Source organism: Bacteroidota bacterium, assembly GCA_025059945.1.
Taxonomy (GTDB): Bacteria; Bacteroidota; Rhodothermia; order JANXDC01; family JANXDC01; genus JANXDC01.
Genome location: JANXDC010000003.1, coordinates 93751 through 110132 on the forward strand (window position 1 = coordinate 93751; position 16382 = coordinate 110132).

Annotated in this window: 15 protein-coding genes; 2 read left to right on the forward strand and 13 right to left on the reverse strand. The window is 64.6% G+C overall.

Annotation, left to right across the window (positions count from 1 at the left end; all coding sequences use genetic code 11):
* Positions 1-21 precede the first annotated feature (21 nt).
* The 6 genes from NZ993_01605 to NZ993_01630 form a co-directional block, all read right to left on the reverse strand.
* The gene (locus NZ993_01605; protein ID MCS7154492.1) at positions 22-1803 is read right to left on the reverse strand and encodes an acyl-CoA dehydrogenase family protein; all 1782 of its coding nucleotides are present in this window, start codon (positions 1801-1803) and stop codon (positions 22-24) included.
* A 19-nt stretch (positions 1804-1822) separates the two neighbouring features.
* Positions 1823-2992, reverse strand: coding sequence for a thiolase family protein (locus tag NZ993_01610; GenBank protein ID MCS7154493.1), 1170 nt, complete (start codon positions 2990-2992; stop codon positions 1823-1825).
* Between the two features lie 12 nt (positions 2993-3004).
* The gene (locus NZ993_01615) at positions 3005-5314 is read right to left on the reverse strand and encodes a 3-hydroxyacyl-CoA dehydrogenase NAD-binding domain-containing protein (protein ID MCS7154494.1); all 2310 of its coding nucleotides are present in this window, start codon (positions 5312-5314) and stop codon (positions 3005-3007) included.
* Between the two features lie 107 nt (positions 5315-5421).
* Positions 5422-5751: a hypothetical protein gene (locus NZ993_01620; protein MCS7154495.1), complete on the reverse strand. Its 330-nt coding sequence runs from the start codon at positions 5749-5751 to the stop codon at positions 5422-5424.
* Positions 5705-6160 carry a phage holin family protein gene (locus NZ993_01625; GenBank protein ID MCS7154496.1) on the reverse strand — a complete coding sequence of 152 codons (456 nt, stop codon included), beginning with the start codon at positions 6158-6160 and terminating at the stop codon, positions 5705-5707. The genes NZ993_01620 and NZ993_01625 overlap by 47 nt, the downstream gene beginning before the upstream one ends.
* Entirely contained in the window at positions 6157-6450 is a 294-nt protein-coding gene (locus NZ993_01630; protein MCS7154497.1) for a hypothetical protein, read from the reverse strand. Before NZ993_01630 ends, NZ993_01625 begins: the two co-directional genes overlap by 4 nt.
* A 117-nt stretch (positions 6451-6567) precedes the next feature.
* Here NZ993_01630 and NZ993_01635 point away from each other — a divergent pair, with 117 nt between their 5' ends.
* Both NZ993_01635 and argH read left to right on the forward strand, forming a co-directional pair.
* Entirely contained in the window at positions 6568-7632 is a 1065-nt protein-coding gene (locus NZ993_01635; GenBank protein MCS7154498.1) for a M20/M25/M40 family metallo-hydrolase, read from the forward strand.
* Positions 7629-8948, forward strand: a complete 1320-nt coding sequence (gene argH / locus NZ993_01640) for an argininosuccinate lyase (protein MCS7154499.1) — start codon at positions 7629-7631, stop codon at positions 8946-8948. Before NZ993_01635 ends, argH begins: the two co-directional genes overlap by 4 nt.
* Here the strand turns inward: argH and NZ993_01645 are convergent.
* The 7 genes from NZ993_01645 to prfA form a co-directional block, all read right to left on the reverse strand.
* A complete protein-coding gene (locus NZ993_01645; GenBank protein MCS7154500.1) occupies positions 8938-9147 on the reverse strand; it encodes a hypothetical protein in 210 nt (69 codons plus the stop codon). The genes argH and NZ993_01645 overlap by 11 nt on opposite strands.
* Positions 9148-9308: 161 nt before the next feature.
* Positions 9309-10277, reverse strand: coding sequence for a 6-phosphofructokinase (gene pfkA / locus NZ993_01650; protein MCS7154501.1), 969 nt, complete (start codon positions 10275-10277; stop codon positions 9309-9311).
* 102 nt (positions 10278-10379) lie between these two features.
* Positions 10380-12296 carry an ATP-binding protein gene (locus NZ993_01655; GenBank protein MCS7154502.1) on the reverse strand — a complete coding sequence of 639 codons (1917 nt, stop codon included), beginning with the start codon at positions 12294-12296 and terminating at the stop codon, positions 10380-10382.
* Positions 12297-12664: 368 nt separating this feature from the next.
* On the reverse strand, positions 12665-13423 hold the full coding sequence (locus NZ993_01660) for an SDR family oxidoreductase (GenBank protein ID MCS7154503.1): 759 nt from the start codon (positions 13421-13423) through the stop codon (positions 12665-12667).
* A gap of 14 nt (positions 13424-13437) precedes the next feature.
* Complete coding sequence (locus NZ993_01665; protein MCS7154504.1) at positions 13438-14625, reverse strand: anhydro-N-acetylmuramic acid kinase; 1188 nt, start codon at positions 14623-14625, stop codon at positions 13438-13440.
* A complete protein-coding gene (locus NZ993_01670; protein ID MCS7154505.1) occupies positions 14619-15281 on the reverse strand; it encodes a hypothetical protein in 663 nt (220 codons plus the stop codon). The genes NZ993_01665 and NZ993_01670 overlap by 7 nt, the downstream gene beginning before the upstream one ends.
* Positions 15278-16348, reverse strand: a complete 1071-nt coding sequence (prfA, locus tag NZ993_01675; GenBank protein ID MCS7154506.1) for a peptide chain release factor 1 — start codon at positions 16346-16348, stop codon at positions 15278-15280. The genes NZ993_01670 and prfA overlap by 4 nt, the downstream gene beginning before the upstream one ends.
* Between the last annotated feature and the right edge of the window lie 34 nt (positions 16349-16382).

Here is a 16382-nt window from a genome sequence, read left to right on the forward strand (position 1 = left end):
TTTGGCCCTCCCCCTTGCGATTTAAGCACGAACCGGATACCCCCCGGCCTCCAGTACGGCCTGCGCGATCTGCCGACGCAGGGCGATCGCGTTTAAGGGATCGTGGCGCGTAAAGCGCCGCAGGGCGCTCATGTGCAGGCGCAGCTCATCGCCCTCCAGAAAGCGGGCAAGCGCCTCCTTCCCCCGAGCGGCCACGGTTTCGGCGGCCTCGTATACGTACAGGCGCGCCATGGCCTCCTGCACCTGCGCCTGTAGCCCGCTTGCCTGAAGCTTGCGGGTGCGCAGCAGGGCCGACTCGGCCGCATACGTGTGCATGAGCATATCGGCTATGCGGGCGACGATCTCCTGTTCCTCTTCGAGCGCCTCTCGATAATGCAGCGCGGCCGCGCCGGCCACGGCCAAAGTAGCCTTCTTGAGGTTCTCCACCACGTGCAGCGCGTACTCTAGCGGGGAGGTCAGCGGCGCCTCCTCAAACTGGGGCTCCAGCACCTCCTGCGCCACCCGTTCGGCCGCGGCCATAAGGGGCAAATGTCCCCGCAGTGCGCGCCGGAACAGCATGTCCACAATAAGCAGCCGGTTGATCTCGTTGGTGCCCTCGAAGATGCGGTTGATGCGGCTGTCCCGATAGGCCCGCTCGACGGCGAACTCCTGCGAATAGCCGTATCCGCCGTGGATCTGTACGGCCTCATCGACGACGTAGTCCAGCAGTTCGCTCCCCATGACCTTGATCACCGAGCATTCGATGGCGTACTCCTCGATGCTTTTGAGCCGGTGCCGGGGGTCCTTGGAGGAGCCGATGGCCTGATCGATGAGGCCGGCTGTGCGGTAGACCATGGACTCGACGGCGTAGGTGCGCAGGGCCATTTCGGCCAGCTTCTCCTGTATGAGCCCAAACTGCGCGATGGGGCGGCCGAACTGCACGCGCTCCAGGGCGTAGCGGGCCGTAAGCCCCAGCACCTGTTTGGCCCCGCCCACGCAGCCGGCGCCGAGCTTAAAGCGACCCGTGTTGAGGATGTTGAAGGCGATCTTAGCCCCCTGACCGACCTCGCCCAGTAGGTTCTCCTCGGGCACGTGCACGTTTTCCAGGATGAGCTGACGCGTTGAGGAGGAGTGGATGCCCATTTTGCGCTCCTCGGCCCCCGTGGAGAGACCGGCAAAGGAGCGCTCCACCAGGAAAGCGCTGAACTTTTCGCGCTCCCCGTCGACTTTGGCGAAGACCGTAAACAGATCGGCAAAGCCGGCGTTTGTGATCCACATCTTGGTGCCGTTGAGCACCCAGTGTCGGCCATCGGCGCTGCGCACGGCGTGCGCCCGACCTCCTAGAGCGTCGGAGCCCGCGTTGGGCTCCGTAAGCGCATAGGCGCCGATCAGCTCCCCGGTCGCCAGCCGGGGCAAGTAGCGGCGCCTCTGCTCTTCATTGCCGAAGTACACGATGGGCAGCGTGCCGATGGACTGATGGGCCCCGTAGGTGACGCTGAAGCCGCCCGCCGGGGCGAGCTTTTCGGCCACTAACATGGCGGCCGTCTTGGGCAGGTCTGTGCCCCCATAGGCCTCGGGTATCTCGATGGCGAGCAGCCCCAGCTCCCCGGCTCTGCGCAATAACTTGACGTTTAGCCCCTCCTCAAGGCGCTCAAGCCGCTCCATGAGCGGCAACACCTCCTGCTGCACGAAATCCTCGGTCATCTGACCGATCATGCGGAGCTCTTCGGAGAAGTCCTCGGGCGAGAAAACCGCCTCCGGCTCGCTTTTGCGAATCAGAAACTCCCCGCCCTTAAGCTGTTGGATTGGGGTCTCGACGGACATAGCGGAGCGCTCCCTTGCCTTAGTCGCCGTAAACTTCGAAAAGTCCAGCGGCCCCCATGCCGCCTCCGACGCACATGGTCACAAGACCGATCCCTCCGCCCCGGCGGCGCAGTTCGTGCACAAGCTGCGCCGTAAGCTTAGCCCCCGAAGCCCCCAGGGGATGGCCCAGGGCGATGGCCCCACCGTTTACGTTCGTGCGCTCTTCGGGCAGCTCTAAAAGCCGCATTACGGCCAGCACCTGAGAGGCGAAGGCCTCGTTGAGCTCGATCAGCGCGACGTCCTCAAGCCGGATTCCGGCTCGTTGCAAGGCCTTGGGCACGGCCTTTACCGGTCCGATGCCCATGACCTCCGGCTCTACGCCGGCCACCGCGTACGTGATGAAGCGGGCCAAAGGCCGGATCCCGAGCTCGCGCGCCCTATCGGCGCTCATGAGCAACACAGCGGCCGCGCCATCGGAGTACGGGCTCGCGTTGCCGGCCGTTACGGTCCCCCCCTCCTTAAAGGCGGGCTTAAGCTGGGCCAGCTTCTCCAAGCTCGTATCGGGCCGAATCGTCTCGTCGCGCTCAACCAAACGTTCCTCGAGCTCTTTACGCGCTCCGCGCCACTTGTAGGTGCGCACGGGCACCGGAACGATCTGCCCCTCAAACCGACAGGCGGCCCAGGCCTCGGCGGCTCGGCGGTGGCTGCGCAGGGCCCAGGCGTCCTGATCCTGGCGCGAGATTCCGTAGCGTTCGGCCACGCGCTCAGCCGTAAGCCCCATGCTGATGTAGGCCTCCGTGAGCTCCGGATGCAGGCGGGTGTGATAGCCCGACATGGGCACCTGGCTCATCATCTCCACCCCACCGGCCAGGACCACATCGGCCATGCCCGTCATAATGGCCTGCGCCCCACGGGCGATCACCTCCAGACCCGAAGAGCAGAAGCGGTTCACCGTGGCCCCGGGCACCTCCACGGGAAAACCGGCCTTGATCAAGGCCAACCGCGCGATGTTGAGCCCCTGAGCGGCCTCCGGCATGGCACAGCCCCAGAGCACGTCGTCAAGATGGGCCGGTTCAAGCCCTACGCGCTCTACGGCCGCGCGCATCACAAGGGCCGACAGCGTCACCGGATGCACCGCGACCAGCGCCCCATCGGGCTTGCCGCGCCCAACAGGGGTGCGCACGGCGCTCACGATAACGGCTTCTCGCATGTCTTCATCCCCTTAATTGCGCAACGGCTTGCCTGTCTTAAGCGTATACGCGATCCGCTCCTGGGTTTTGCGCGTGCCCAAAAGCTTCAGGAATGCCTCGCGCTCCAGATCCAAGATGTCCTGTTCCGTGACCGTGCGCGGGGACCCGTCGCCGCCGCAGAGCACATAGGCGAGCGTGCGCGCAAGCAACAGCTCGTGTTCCGTGATGCGACCCGCCTGCCGCAGCTGCCAGGCGCCGTAGTACAGGTTGCCCAGGGCCTCCGCGCCCAGGGCGCGGATCGTTCGATTGGGCGCGGGGGGCATGTAATCCGGAGCCAACTCGAGCACGCGCGCTTTGGCGTCAGTTATAAGCCGGTATCGGTTCATCGTGATCCGATCGCCGTCGCGCAAAAACCCCATCGCGCGCGCCTCTAGGGCGCTACCGGAGGTTTGCGCCAGGGCGATCAACTGAAACGCGCGTCGAACGGCCTCAAAGGGATCCGCCTCCGGATAGGCGGCTAGCTCCTCAGAGAACCGGAAAAGCAGCTCCTTTGTGCCGCCACCAGCCGGGATAAGCCCCACACCGGTCTCCACAAGCCCCATGTAGAGCTCCGCGTGGGCCTGTACGCGATCGGCGTGCAGCACAACTTCTGCTCCACCTCCGAGCGTAAGCCCAAAAGGCGCAGCCACCACGGGAAAGGGCGCGTAACGCAGACTCATGGAGGCGCGTTGAAACTGGCGCACGGCCAGCTCCAGCTCGTCCCAGTCTCCCTCCTGCGCCATCATGAGGATCAGGGCCAAATTCGCGCCCGCGGAGAAGTGCTCTCCCTGATTGCCGATCACAAGGCCCAGAAAGTGCTGCGGCACCACCTCCAAGGCAACCTGCACCATGCGCAGGGCGTCTTCGCCGATGGCGTTGGCCTTGGAGTGGAACTCCAAAAGCGCCACCCCATCGCCGATGTCCAGCAGACTGGCCCCGGCGGATTGGCGCACTATGGCCGCACCGTTGCGCTTAAGCGCACCAAGCAGGATCAGCTCCCGCGGCCTTGGCGAAGGGCCTGCGGGGGCATAGAAGGGCCGAGAGGCGCGCAGGTGCTCTTGCACGATCGGCGGAACCTCCCAGCCCAAGGCGGCGAAGACCTCCGCTACGGCATCAAGGCCCAGCAGATCGTATAGCTCAAAGGGTCCATACTCCCATCCGAAGCCCCATTTGAGGGCGTTGTCGATGTCCTCTATCGCGTCGGAGACCACCCCGTATTGCCGAGCCGCGTAATGCAGAAGCCCGTACGTGGTGCGGCGCATGAACTCCCCTAAAGGGCCTTCTAGGCGAAGCAGGGCCCGAATGCGCGCGGCGGTATCCGCAAGCTGCTGAATCGGCTCCAGCTCCGGAAGCCGAACCTTGCCGCGGTCCTCGTACTCCAGGGTCTGGAGGTTGAGCGTCAGGATGCGCCGCTTGCCAGACTCATCTTGCACGCGCTTGTAGAAGCCCTGAGTCGTCTTCTCTCCCAGCCAGCCGCGCTCCAGAAGCCTTTGCACCACCTCCGGCAGGGCAAAGCCTGGATCGCCCGTAGCCTGCTCAAGATCCCGGGCCACCCGGTAAAGCACATCCAGCCCCGTAAGATCCGCCGTGCGGAAGGTGGCGCTTTTCGGGCGCCCGATAAGAGGCCCCGTCAGGAAATCCACCACATCCGGGCTTAAGCCCAGCTCCAACATCGCGCGCATAGCCTGCGCTAGGCCGTAGACCCCGATGCGGTTGGCGATGAAACCGGGTACGTCCTTGGCGATCACGACCCCTTTGCCCAGGATACGCTCCCCGAAAAGACGCATGCGTCGCAGCGCCTCCGGATCCGTATCCGGGGTTGGGATCAGCTCAAGCAGGTACAGGTACCGAGGCGGATTGAAGAAATGCGTGCCCAGAAAGCGCCTCCGAAACGCTTCGGAGCGCCCCTCCAGCTGCCGATGCATGGGGATACCGCTGGAGTTGCTGGAGACGATCGCTTGGGATCCCACAAAAGGCTCCAGGCGCGCCCACAACGCGCGCTTGGCCTCCAGATCCTCCACGATCGCCTCCACGATCCAGTCGGCCTCTCGGATGCGCTCAAGGTCATCCTCGGTGTTGCCGATCGCGACAAGACGCTGCCGATCCGCATGCATGAACGCGGCGGGCTTAAGCTGCAGAGCGCGTTGCAAGCCGGCCCGTGCGACGGCGTTGCGATCGGACCCCTCTGATGCCGGAAGATCGAGCAGCAGCGTGGGCACCCCGGCGTTGGCCAGATGCGCCGCGATCTGGGCCCCCATGGTGCCCGCCCCAATAACGGCTGCCTTGCGAATACGATGGGACATACGCTTAAGTTCTCCCCCTTTCCGGCGCCGCGCGAGGTGAAAGCGATGCGGATGGTGGAAAGGAAAATACGCCCAACTCGAGGGCAAATCAAGTATACGGAAACAGCCTACCGCGGTTCGGACTTGCTTGAGGAGCCCCAGCGGGATAGGATCCCCCGTATGAGGGCGGAGGCCAGGGCCCCGGCGAAGCTGTTCAGAAACCCCCTACCCAGGGCGCGCCCCCAGCCCTCTGCTCTGGGTCCGGCGCGGCCGCCTAGACGGCGGGCTAGCCCGAAGCCCACCGCGCCCAAAAGCAACAGGCTGGCGATAGGCCAGCGACGGGCCCACCGGCGCCAATCGAGGCTGTAGCGCAGCTCCTCGCTTAGCGCCTCCAGGGAGGCGGATACGTCCTCACGGGCGCGCGTTAGTTCTTGTTGCAGCGCCTGGCGGCGCAGCATCAGCTGCGCTTCGATGGGGTCCACGAGAGTCCTCTCCTATCGTCTCCGCAAGCAGGGCGCGCAGGATGCCCCGGCGAACCGCCCGGCCGATCACGGAAAAGGCCAACCGACCCCCTAGCCCTCCTAGCAAAAGCAGCCCAGCTCCGACGAGCGCAAACCCCCAAGCGGCGTGCCCCAGTAGTCCCCCCAGCCACAAGGCCAAAGCCAAAAGCCCAAAGCTAAGCCCCAAGGCCAGGAGCCCAAGCAGCAGCAGCCAAGCCAATAGGCGTCCGATGAGCTCGGCCAGTTGCTCGGCCAGGTCCAACCGAAAGAGCTCAAGGCGGGCCTCCATCAGATCCACAAGATCGCGCACCAGCTCCTGCAGACGCAGCAGGACCCGCTCGAGCAGGGTCACCGGGGTTTCCATCATCGACGTGGCCAAAGAAGTCCCACCAGAAAGCCCACCAACAGCGCCCCCAGCAGGGCGCGCTCGGGGTGCCGACGCACCCACATACGGCCCTGCTCGACCCATTGTTGAGCATGCCGATAGGCCTCCGAGGCCTCTAAATGCTTTACGGGTGCGTTCAGGGCCTCGCGCGCAGTCCGGAGGGCTTCCCGGCCTAGATCTGTAAGACGCTCCTTGAGCAGACGCAAGTCCTCCTCCAGAACGGCTAGTTCATCCGGAGCGTCTCGATCGGGGGCCTGTCTTGTGGGTTTCATACCTTGGGCCTCCTTGCCGATAAGCCAGCGTCAGGAACATACGGTTCCCCGCTCCTGAGGCGCAAGGCGTGCTGAGGCTTTTCCCCTGCGGCCAGATGACGTACCTTTGCTCCTGCCATGTACGATGTGTTGGCTGTGCATCAGGCCTTGGTACAGATCCCCTCTTTAAGCCATGAGGAGGGGCCGATAGCGGACTGGGTGGAGGATTTCTTGCGCCGACAGGGCTTGCCGACAGGGCGTATCGCCGACAACGTCTACGCCTGGCTTGGGGAGGATCCCTCAGACACGCTGCTCTTAAACTCCCACCTGGACGTCGTGCCCCCCAGCGAGGGACATCCCTTTCCTCCTTTTGCAGCCGTTGTGCAAAATGGGGCCGTTTACGGCCGCGGCGCCGTGGACGCCAAGGCCAGCGTGGCGGCCATGATCGTCGCCTTGGCCGAATTGGCCTCAGAGGGCTATCGCCCGCCCGGACGCGTTATCGTGGCGCTGACGGCTTGCGAAGAACTGGGCGGCGGCTATAACGGCCTGGAGCAGATCCGTCCGGCGCTGGAACCTCTACACGCCGCCATAATCGGAGAGCCCACAAGCCTACAGCCGTGCGTGGCGCAAAAAGGCGTGCTGATTCTTACGCTTACGGCGCGGGGCCGAAGCGCGCACGCGGCGCGCGGGCATCTGGGCGAAAACGCCATCCTGAAGGCCGCGCAAGACATCCTGCGGCTGCAGGCGCTGCGCTTTGACCGAGAGGATCCTTTTTTGGGCTATCCGACCGTAGCGGTTACGACCATCTCGGGCGGCACGGCTCGCAACGTGATCCCCGAGCAATGCGTCTTTACGGTCGACATCCGCTCCACCCCCGCCTACGAGCACGAGGAGCTGGTGGCGCTGATTCAGGAGCAGGTCTCCTCGGAGGTCTCCGTATATAGCCAGCGCATCGTGCCCGTGCGCACTCCCCTTGAGGCGCGCATCGTGCGGGCCTGTCTGCGGGCGCTGCCCGGGGCGAAGCCCTTCGGGTCCCCTACGGCCTCGGATTGGGTTTTTCTGCGCGATCTGCCCGTGGTGAAGCTCGGCCCGGGTTCCAGCGAGCTTTCGCACACAGCCCAGGAGCATGTGCCGATCGCGGAGCTGCGGCGCGCCGTCGCCGTCTACAAGGCCATCATCCGAAGCTACTTTGAGCTGCCATGAAGCTTCTCTGGGAAAAGGACGTGCCGCCCGCCGAGTGGGTGCAGCGCTTTACGGTGGGCGAAGACCACCGGTGGGATACTTGGCTGTTGCCCTACGACATCGAGGGCACCCGGGCCCACGCCTGGGCCCTTGAACAGATGGGGGTGCTCAGCGCCGAGGAGCGGGCCTCCATAGAGCGCGTGCTTGAGGAGCTGGCCCAACAGGCCATATCGGGGGCGCTGGTGGTGCGTCCTGAAGACGAGGATGCGCACACCGTCATCGAACGGGCTCTGGTAAAGGCCCTCGGGCCGGTGGGGGAGAAAATCCAGGCGGGCCGATCCCGAAACGATCAGGTGCTGGTGGCGATTCGGCTCTTCGCGCGCGAACACCTAGTCCGGATCGGCCGGCTTCTGGTCTCGCTTATCGAACCGCTCCTCGAGTTAGGCGACAAGCACGCCGACTGGCTCATGCCCGGCTACACGCACCTGCAGCGGGCCATGCCCTCCACGTTAGGGCTGTGGGCGCTGGGGTATGCTGAGCTTTTGCTCGACGACCTAGAGGGGCTTCGGCAAGCCCACGACCGAATCAACAGCTCCCCGTGGGGCAGCGCAGCAGGTTATGGCGTGCCGTATCTGGCGATGCCCCGAGACGCCGTGGCCGAGCGGCTGGGATTTCGGCGTGTGCCCGAGGCCGTCACCAGCGTTCAGCTGAGCCGGGGCAAGCTGGAGGCTTGGGTCGTGCACGCCTTGGTGCAGCTCGGGGCCACGCTCAATCGGCTCGCCTCGGACCTTGTGCTTTTCTCCAGCCAGGAGTTCGGTTTCGTGGAGCTGCCGGCCGCCTATACGACGGGCTCAAGCCTCATGCCGCAGAAACGCAACCCCGACGTCCTGGAACTGGTGCGCGCCTCCTATCATCGTCTTACGGCCGAGCTCAGCCTGCTGCTCAGCCTGCCCGCGAATCTGCCCTCCGGCTACCATCGGGACTTGCAGCTGACGAAAGAGGCGCTCCTGCGCGCCCTGCTTCTTGCGCCGGAGCTGCTGGAGGCCGTGCGCCGCACGCTCGAGGGGGCTCGTTTCCGTCGCGACCGGCTTGAGGCGGCCTGCACTCCGGAGCTCTTCGCCACAGCCGCCGCGTTGGAGCGGGTACGCGCTGGAGTGCCGTTCCGAACCGCCTACCGGGAAGTCGGCCGCGCTCTGGATACGCTGCGACGCCCCACAAAAGAGCAAGTCCTGGCCGCCTATCAAGCGGCCGGCTATCCGGGACAGACCCGCTCAGATGGCCTGCGCAACCGGCTGATCGCACACCGCGATTGGCTAGGCTTTGGCCCTACAGCGTAGAGGCCACGCCCAGTAAGAAAGAGGCGATCCCGAAGGCCAGCATAAGCAGGATCTGCTCCTTAAGCCCCAGGACCAGACCAGAAGCTCTCGGTCGATTTATCCGACCGCTTCTAGGCCAGTTGGCCCTCTGGGGGGGCAGCCCATCGGTCGTGCGTCTTGGCTGAGCCGGCTGCCCAGATAACATGTAAATCCGCACCATACCCTCCACCGAACTTGGGAAGAGACTCCATCACCCCGGGACGTGTGCCCAACGTCCCAATTTCCGGCACCGCTCAAGCCCTGTTCCGATCCCGGAGTCGCCGCAAAAAACCCATCTGAGGCGTCCTCCGACGGGGTCTTCGTCTCATATTGAGACCCATATTAGGACAGCAGCTGCACCAGGCGGAGCAGGTCGTAGTCGATCGTCTTCTTCTTAGACCAGGTGTTGCGCAAGGGCGTCAGATGGATCTCGTTGTTGACCACGCCCACCATGACGTTCGTATGGCCATCGAGGAGGGCCTCAACAGCGGCTACGCCGAGCCGGGTGGCCAGTACTCGGTCTCGGGCCGTGGGACTGCCCCCGCGCTGGATGTGGCCCAAAACGGTCACGCGGAGCTCGTAATGGGGAAAGACCGAGCGCAACTTCTCCGCCAGCTCCGGCGCGCCGCCCAACTCGTCACCCTCGGCCACAACCACGATGCTGCTGCGGCGTTGGTGCGCCAGGACCCGATGCAGGGACTCCTTGATCTCCTCCAGGTCCACGAAGGCCTCCGGCACCAGCACAAGCTCCGCCCCGCCCCCGATGGCGCAGGCCAAAGCGATGAAGCCCGAATCCCGACCCATAACCTCGATAAAAAAGAGCCGATCGTGCGCGTCGGCCGTGTCGCGGATCTTGTCGATGGCCTGTAGGGCCGTATTGACGGCCGTGTCGTAGCCGATCGTCTCGTCGGTGCCAAAAAGATCGTTGTCGATCGTGCCGGGACAGCCGACGATGGGGAATCCGTACTCCTCATGAAAGATCGAGGCCCCTCGGAAAGTGCCATCTCCGCCTATGGCGACCAAAGCATCGATCTGGGCGCGCCTGAGCTGTTCGGCCGCCCGAGCCCGACCTTCGGGGGTTTTGAATTCCTCGCTGCGAGCGGACTTCAGAATAGTGCCCCCAAGCTGGATAATGTTCGAGACACTTGTGCCGTCCATCTCCACAAAATCGCCCTCGATCATGCCGGCGTAGCCGCGCCGGATGCCGATGACCTCCAGGCCGTGTTGCAGCGCGGTTCGGACAACAGCCCGGATGCAGGCGTTCATGCCAGGGGCATCGCCTCCGCTGGTAAAAACCCCAATACAACGAATGGACTCCACCGCCATGGGTCGCTCAGCTAAAGGCCGATTTGATGCGGACCAACGCCCTCGCTAAGAACGAGCGGCGGCCCAAGGTACAACGGCCGACGGCCATTATACCAGCTCCTCAGGGAACCGATGCCGAGGCCCTACGTGTCGGCGCAGGCAGGCCAGCAACTCCTCTTTGGAGATGGGCTTGATGAGCAGGGCGTTGAAGCCGCTCTGTAAAAACTTGATCTCTTCGGCCGCAGCCGCGTAGGCCGTTTGCGCGATGATGGGGATCTCCGCCCAGCCCGGCCGCTGCCGCAGCCGGCGCACCAACTCCACGCCATCCATTCCCTGCCCTAGGTAGATGTCCACCAGTAGCGCATCGACGTGGTGCTCTTCCAGCCAATCCAGAGCCTCCTCAGCCGAGCCGAGCACCTGCACGTCGAATTCCTCCCGCAGATAGTAGGCCAGGATCTGCCCGTTTTCCGGCGCATCTTCCACGACAAGCACCCGGGGCCGGCGCTCATGTCTTGCGGCTGCGGTGCGCTCTCGAAGGGGGATGAGGACCGTGAAGGTGGAGCCCTCCCCCTTTTTGCTCTGTACGGTGATCGTACCCCCCATCATGCGCACCAGCCGCATAGAGATGGCCAGCCCCAGCCCTGTGCCCTCGCGGGGCCGATTGGGGTCGGCGTGCTCCTGGAAAAACTCCCTAAAGAGCTTAGGCAGCGCCTGCTCCGAGATCCCGATTCCCGTATCCTGCACCTCGATAACAGCCTGCTGCTCAGCCCGATAGGAGCGCACCCGAACCCCCCCGCGCTCGGTAAAGCGGATGCCGTTGCCGATCAGGTTGACAAGCACCTGAGACAAGCGCACGGGGTCGGCCATGACGGTAAGAGCCGGATCGGCGTGTTCGCTGGTCAAGTAGAGGCTTTTTTCGTCGGCCAGCGCGCGCAATCCGGCGACAACCTCATCGATGAGCGCGGGCACTTCGACGGGCTCGTAGCGCAGCTCCATGCGCCCGGCCTCGATCTTGGAGAAATCCAGAATGTCGTTGAGCAAGTTGAGCAAGCGCCGGCCGTTGGAGCGGATGGCCTCCAAGAACTCAAGGAAATGCGCCGGCACCTCCGGCATGGCGCGCAGCTCGTCTCGCAGTAGCTCCGCAAAGCCCAAAATGGAGGCTAGAGGCGTGCGGATCTCATGACTCATGTTCGCCAAAAAGGCGGACTTCATCCGGCTGGCCTCTTCGGCCTGTTCTCGGGCGCGTATGAGCACCTGCTCCGATAGCTTGCGCTCCGTTATATCTACCACCATCCCATCGATCCGCAGTCCATCTTCAGAGGTGGCCACCCAACGGGCCTCATCCAGCACCCAACGAATCCCGCCGTCCGCATGCAAGATCCGATGCTCCAGGCGCAATATCCGGCCCGGCTGAGGGTGATGCAAAAAGTCCTCCCAGGCCTTGCGCACGCTGGGCCGATCTTCTGGATGCGTGATCTCCAACCAAAGGGAGCTCCCGCGCTGAAAACGCTCTGGTTCGTAGCCGGTGATACGCGCGATGGCCGGAGAAAGCAGAAGGTAGCGCGCCCGAACATCGGGATCCGGAAGGGCGCTATAGATGGCCGCGCTGAGGCTGGCAATGACCTCATAGAAGTGATGCGACGGGACCTCCGATTTAGGCCGAGCGCAGATAGCCACCCCTAGCCTTTGCCCGGAAAGCCCCCAGGGGAAGACGGTCACCGCCCAGCCTCGGCCGAGGCCTGCAAGCGTAAGCTCAACGCGCTCCCCCCGACGGGCCCGCACAAAGGCGCGCAGCAGACGCGTGCGCTCCAAAGGGGACATTCGGACCCAGATTTCGTCTGCGGAAAGCCCCCCAAGCAGGCTTCTCAGAGCGGGATTTTCGTAGGCTAGGTCCCCTTGAGGGCTCAGCACCAGCAGAGCATCCGGAAGCCCCTCTAGCACGAAGGGCGCCGCCTCCTCCCAGAGCAGTCCAGAGACCGGAGCGCGCCCCCCATGGCCTGCGCCGTTCGGCTGTATCTTCTCCATAGCCGCCCTCTGCTCGGCTGTTGCCTAAGGCGGGCACGCAAAAAAATTGCCGACGGATGCACAAGCGCGTTTTCGGGATATATCCCTTTCCTGCCAACACGATTTTACCTAGTCGGGCTACGAAAATGCCCTCTACGTGATCCAGAAACGTACCCTCCCTTTTCGAGCGAGGGCGCCTGCGGTGCGGCGCATCCCAGAGTTCAGCCGCAGGGGTCAGGCCCCGTGCCCCGGCTTTTTTGGCTATTTCGCAGGCAGGCTCCGCAAAGAGAGGGGCCGCTTTTCCCATAGGAATAGGCTCCCGAGGAGGCCCTTGGGGCTTTGCGTGCGCGGCCCTGAACGGTGCCGTCAAGATCAGATCGGGTGGGGTCTCAGCGCACGTAGGAGGCGCCGTTTACGTCGATCGTGGCCCCGGTGGCGTGCCGGGCCAGCCCAGAGGCCAGAAACGCCACCACGTAGCCGATGTCCTCGGGTTCGGCCATCTGCCCCAGGGGGATGTCGTGGGTGACGTAGTCCATGCCGTAGCGCTGGATGAAGGCCTCGGCCATGTCCGTGCGTACGAAGCCCGGGGCCACGACGAAGGCCGTGATGTTGTCGCGGCCGTACCCTCGGGCGATCGAGCGCGTAAGCGCGACCAAGCCGGCCTTGGAGGCGGCGTAGGCCAGATACTCTGGGGTGTCTCCTCGGAAAGCGGCCCGGCTGGCGATGTTGATGATCACGCCCCCGCCGCGGGTTCGAAAATGTGCGATCGCTTCCCGGCACAGATGGGCCGAGGCGAGCAGGTTTACGCGCAGCGTCTCCTCCCAGACGCGCCTCCAACGCTCCCAGTCCGCCTGCGGGCTGGCGGCCAGCGCCACGCCGGCGTTGTTGACGAGCACGTCTATGCGCCCGCGCCAGCTTAAGGCCCGCCGCCATAGCCGAAGCGCGGCCTTTGGCTGAGCCAGGTCGGCCGAGACCAGGCGGACGCGCTCCGGGCCGATCTCGCGGGCCAGGGCTTGGGCCTGATCATGCGACCGTCCGTAATGCAGCACAAGTTCGGCTCCGGCGCGCGCCAGCACGCGCGCAATGCCCGCTCCTATGCCGCGGGAGGCCCCTGTGACCAGCACAACCTTGCCGGACAGGTCGATCATATCCCCTCCGCACTCTAAGGCAGCGCCAAGGCTCCCAACACGACTCGACGGCGCGCGCCGGTTACGCGAGGCAGGTTCGTGGGGGTGCGCTGGAAGAACTCGTGAGCCAGCAGGGCAAAGCAGAGGGCCTCGCGCGCATCGGGGTCAACGCCACAGATCCAGGTCGTCTCCACCGGAACGGGCGCAAAACGCCACTTGAGCCGCTGCATCAGGAAACGGTTGTGGGCCCCGCCGCCGCCCACAAGCACACGATGCGCCGGGCACTCGGAAGCGACAAAATCGCCATAAGCGCGCCATATGGCCTCGACCGTGAGGGCTGATACGGTGGCCATCATATCCTCCGGGCTGAGGCCTCGGCGGCGCATCGTCCGCAGCAGGCCCTCTAGGTAACGCGCCCCAAATTGCTCCCGCCCAAAAGAGCGCGGCGGGGGGCGGCGAAACCTCCTCTGGCCTAGCCAGCGCTTTAGGAGCTCCTCATCGACGCGACCGGCCAAAGCCCCCCTTCCGTCTGGATCGTAGTCGAGCCCGAAGAGCCGACGGGCGAGCGCATCGATGAGCATGTTGCCCGGGCCCGTGTCAAAGCCCCAGACCTCCTCAAGCGCCCCACCGGCGGGCAAGACGGTCACGTTGGCGATCCCGCCGATATTGAGCAACAGGCGGTTTTCGCGCTCATGGCGAAACATCACCCAGTCGAAATACGGCACAAGCGGGGCTCCCTGCCCGCCTGCGGCGATGTCGGCTGAGCGGAAGTCGTAAACAACCGGCCGGCCTAATAGCTGCGCCAGCACGGGACCGGAACCGATCTGGCAGGTGGCCGGAACTCGGTGCTTTAGGGCCGGGTCTGGAAAGCCGATGTGGTAGACCGTCTGGCCGTGACAGCCGACGGCGTCTAGCGATTCGACCGGGATGGCGGCCCGCTCGGCGCCTCGGCGCACGGCCTCGGCGTAGAAAACGGCCAACTCCATGTGCAGCTGCGCCAGTTCGCGCAGGCGGCCGCGTCTAGGATCTTGTACGACAAACAGGGCCCTGCGCAGGGACTCCGGATACGGCTCGCTGTGAAAAGCCAAAAGCCGCATGCGCAGGTTGGATCCGGATCCCGAGAAATCGGCTATGGCCACGTCCACGCCGTCTAAGGAGGTGCCGCTCATGAGCCCTGCAATGCGTCGGGCCCGATCCCCCCACAAGGCCGCCACGCTCACCATCGGAGCACGACCCCGCTGGCGTCGATTCCGCTTTGCCAATTGGCCACGACGCGCAACGGGGCTCGGAAGCGCACAGGCCGCCAGTCGCGCAGGTATGCGAGCTCCCGCAAGTGGGCCCAATCGGGCTCCTGTTCCAGCTTGTGGGCAAGCACCTGATCGCAGAGCACAACCTCGGCCTCCGGATGCGCCTCCGCTATAGCCAGCGCGGCCTCAAGGGGGTGCTCCAGGTAGACCGCCTCCCCTTGCCAGGCCAGCGAGGAGAGGACCGGCCTGGCCCCCGAAGCGGCGATTTGCCAAAACCAGCTCGCGTCGCGGACCTGTAGCTCGCGCTCGCGCACAAGCAAGCGCCGGTCGGTTCCCTGAATACCCACGGCCGGAAGCCCGCTTTCCGTCATCAGGGCCACCAGGCGCCGATTCCATTCCCGCACGCTGCGCAGGACGGCCTCTTCGGCCTCCCTGGTCGCGGTTTGGTACAGGCTTCCTGTGCGCTGCGCCGCGATCTGCGTTTGCGCAAAAAGCACATCGGCCTGCTCGCTTGGCCCGTGCACGAACACCAGGGGCCCGGAGAACGCCCGTAGGCTCCGGGCCAGCGTGCTTATGAAGATCCGATCCCCGGCCTGATGCGGGCCCAACAGCAGCACCCAGGGGCGCCTCATAAGGAGCCAGTTTTGATTTTTTCGGCCACGTCTGCGATGCGCAGAGCTTCGATCAGGGGATCCAGCGCTCCGTCGAGCACCTCGGACAGTTGGTAAAGCGTAAGACCCACCCGGTGATCCGTAACCCGGCTTTGGGGAAAGTTGTAGGTGCGGACCTTTGCGCTCCGATCACCTGTTGAGACCATTGAACGCCGCATCTGCGCCCGCTCCTGTTCTTGGCGCTGGCGCTCTATTTCATAGAGCTTAGCGCGCAGCAGGCGCATGGCCTTCTCTCGATTCTGGTGCTGAGAGCGCTCATCTTGGCAGCTCACCACAAGGCCCGTCGGCAGATGCGTGATGCGCACGGCCGTTTCGACCTTGTTTACGTTTTGTCCGCCCGGACCTCCCGCGCGAAAGACGTCGATACGCAGCTCTTCGGGCCGGATCTCGACATCCACCTCTTCGGCCTCCGGCAAGACCGCCACCGTGGCAGCCGAGGTATGAATGCGGCCGCTGGATTCCGTCTCGGGCACGCGCTGCACCCGATGTACGCCGGACTCATACTTCAGATGCCCATAGGCGTCTGGGCCGTTAACCAGGAGGACGACCTCTTTAAACCCCCCCAGATCCGAGGGATGGGCATCCAGGAGCTCCCAGGTCCAGCCCTTGCGCTCCGCATACCGGGTGTACATGCGGAACAGATCTCGAGCGAACAGGGCCGCCTCCTCGCCCCCGGTCCCGGCCCGGATCTCCACGATGGCGTTTCGTCGGTCTGCGGGGTCTTTAGGGATAAGCAGCTGCCTAAGGCGCTCCTCGTGCGCCTCAAGCTCGGGCTCGAGGACTCGGATCTCGCTTTTGGCCCATTCGACGAGCTCGGCGTCGCCGCCTTCTCGAAGTAGCTTACGGTATTCCTCTAGATCGCCTCTGATGCGCTCATACTCGGTCAGAGCGCGCACGATGGGTTCTAGCTCGCGGTGCTCGCGCGCGATCCGAGCTAGCGCGGCCGGATTGGCCGCCGTGGCCGGATCGTAGAGCTGTTGGGTTAGGGTCTCGAAGCGTTCGCGAATCGCCTGTAGTCGCTCCCACATAGGCGCGGTCGATCCTTGCGGGTCAAGATAGGGG

Bases quoted from the DNA above. Each gene is read 5' to 3' on its own strand.
- NZ993_01605 (MCS7154492.1), bottom strand. From the start codon at position 1,803: ATGTCCGTCGAGACCCCAATCCAACAGCTTAAGGGCGGGGAGTTTCTG.
- NZ993_01610 (MCS7154493.1), bottom strand. From the start codon at position 2,992: ATGCGAGAAGCCGTTATCGTGAGCGCCGTGCGCACCCCTGTTGGGCGC.
- NZ993_01615 (MCS7154494.1), bottom strand. From the start codon at position 5,314: ATGTCCCATCGTATTCGCAAGGCAGCCGTTATTGGGGCGGGCACCATG.
- NZ993_01620 (MCS7154495.1), bottom strand. From the start codon at position 5,751: ATGCTGCGCCGCCAGGCGCTGCAACAAGAACTAACGCGCGCCCGTGAG.
- NZ993_01625 (MCS7154496.1), bottom strand. From the start codon at position 6,160: ATGATGGAAACCCCGGTGACCCTGCTCGAGCGGGTCCTGCTGCGTCTG.
- NZ993_01630 (MCS7154497.1), bottom strand. From the start codon at position 6,450: ATGAAACCCACAAGACAGGCCCCCGATCGAGACGCTCCGGATGAACTA.
- NZ993_01635 (MCS7154498.1), top strand. From the start codon at position 6,568: ATGTACGATGTGTTGGCTGTGCATCAGGCCTTGGTACAGATCCCCTCT.
- argH (MCS7154499.1), top strand. From the start codon at position 7,629: ATGAAGCTTCTCTGGGAAAAGGACGTGCCGCCCGCCGAGTGGGTGCAG.
- NZ993_01645 (MCS7154500.1), bottom strand. From the start codon at position 9,147: ATGGTGCGGATTTACATGTTATCTGGGCAGCCGGCTCAGCCAAGACGC.
- NZ993_01655 (MCS7154502.1), bottom strand. From the start codon at position 12,296: ATGGAGAAGATACAGCCGAACGGCGCAGGCCATGGGGGGCGCGCTCCG.
- NZ993_01660 (MCS7154503.1), bottom strand. From the start codon at position 13,423: ATGATCGACCTGTCCGGCAAGGTTGTGCTGGTCACAGGGGCCTCCCGC.
- NZ993_01665 (MCS7154504.1), bottom strand. From the start codon at position 14,625: ATGGTGAGCGTGGCGGCCTTGTGGGGGGATCGGGCCCGACGCATTGCA.
- NZ993_01670 (MCS7154505.1), bottom strand. From the start codon at position 15,281: ATGAGGCGCCCCTGGGTGCTGCTGTTGGGCCCGCATCAGGCCGGGGAT.
- prfA (MCS7154506.1), bottom strand. From the start codon at position 16,348: ATGTGGGAGCGACTACAGGCGATTCGCGAACGCTTCGAGACCCTAACC.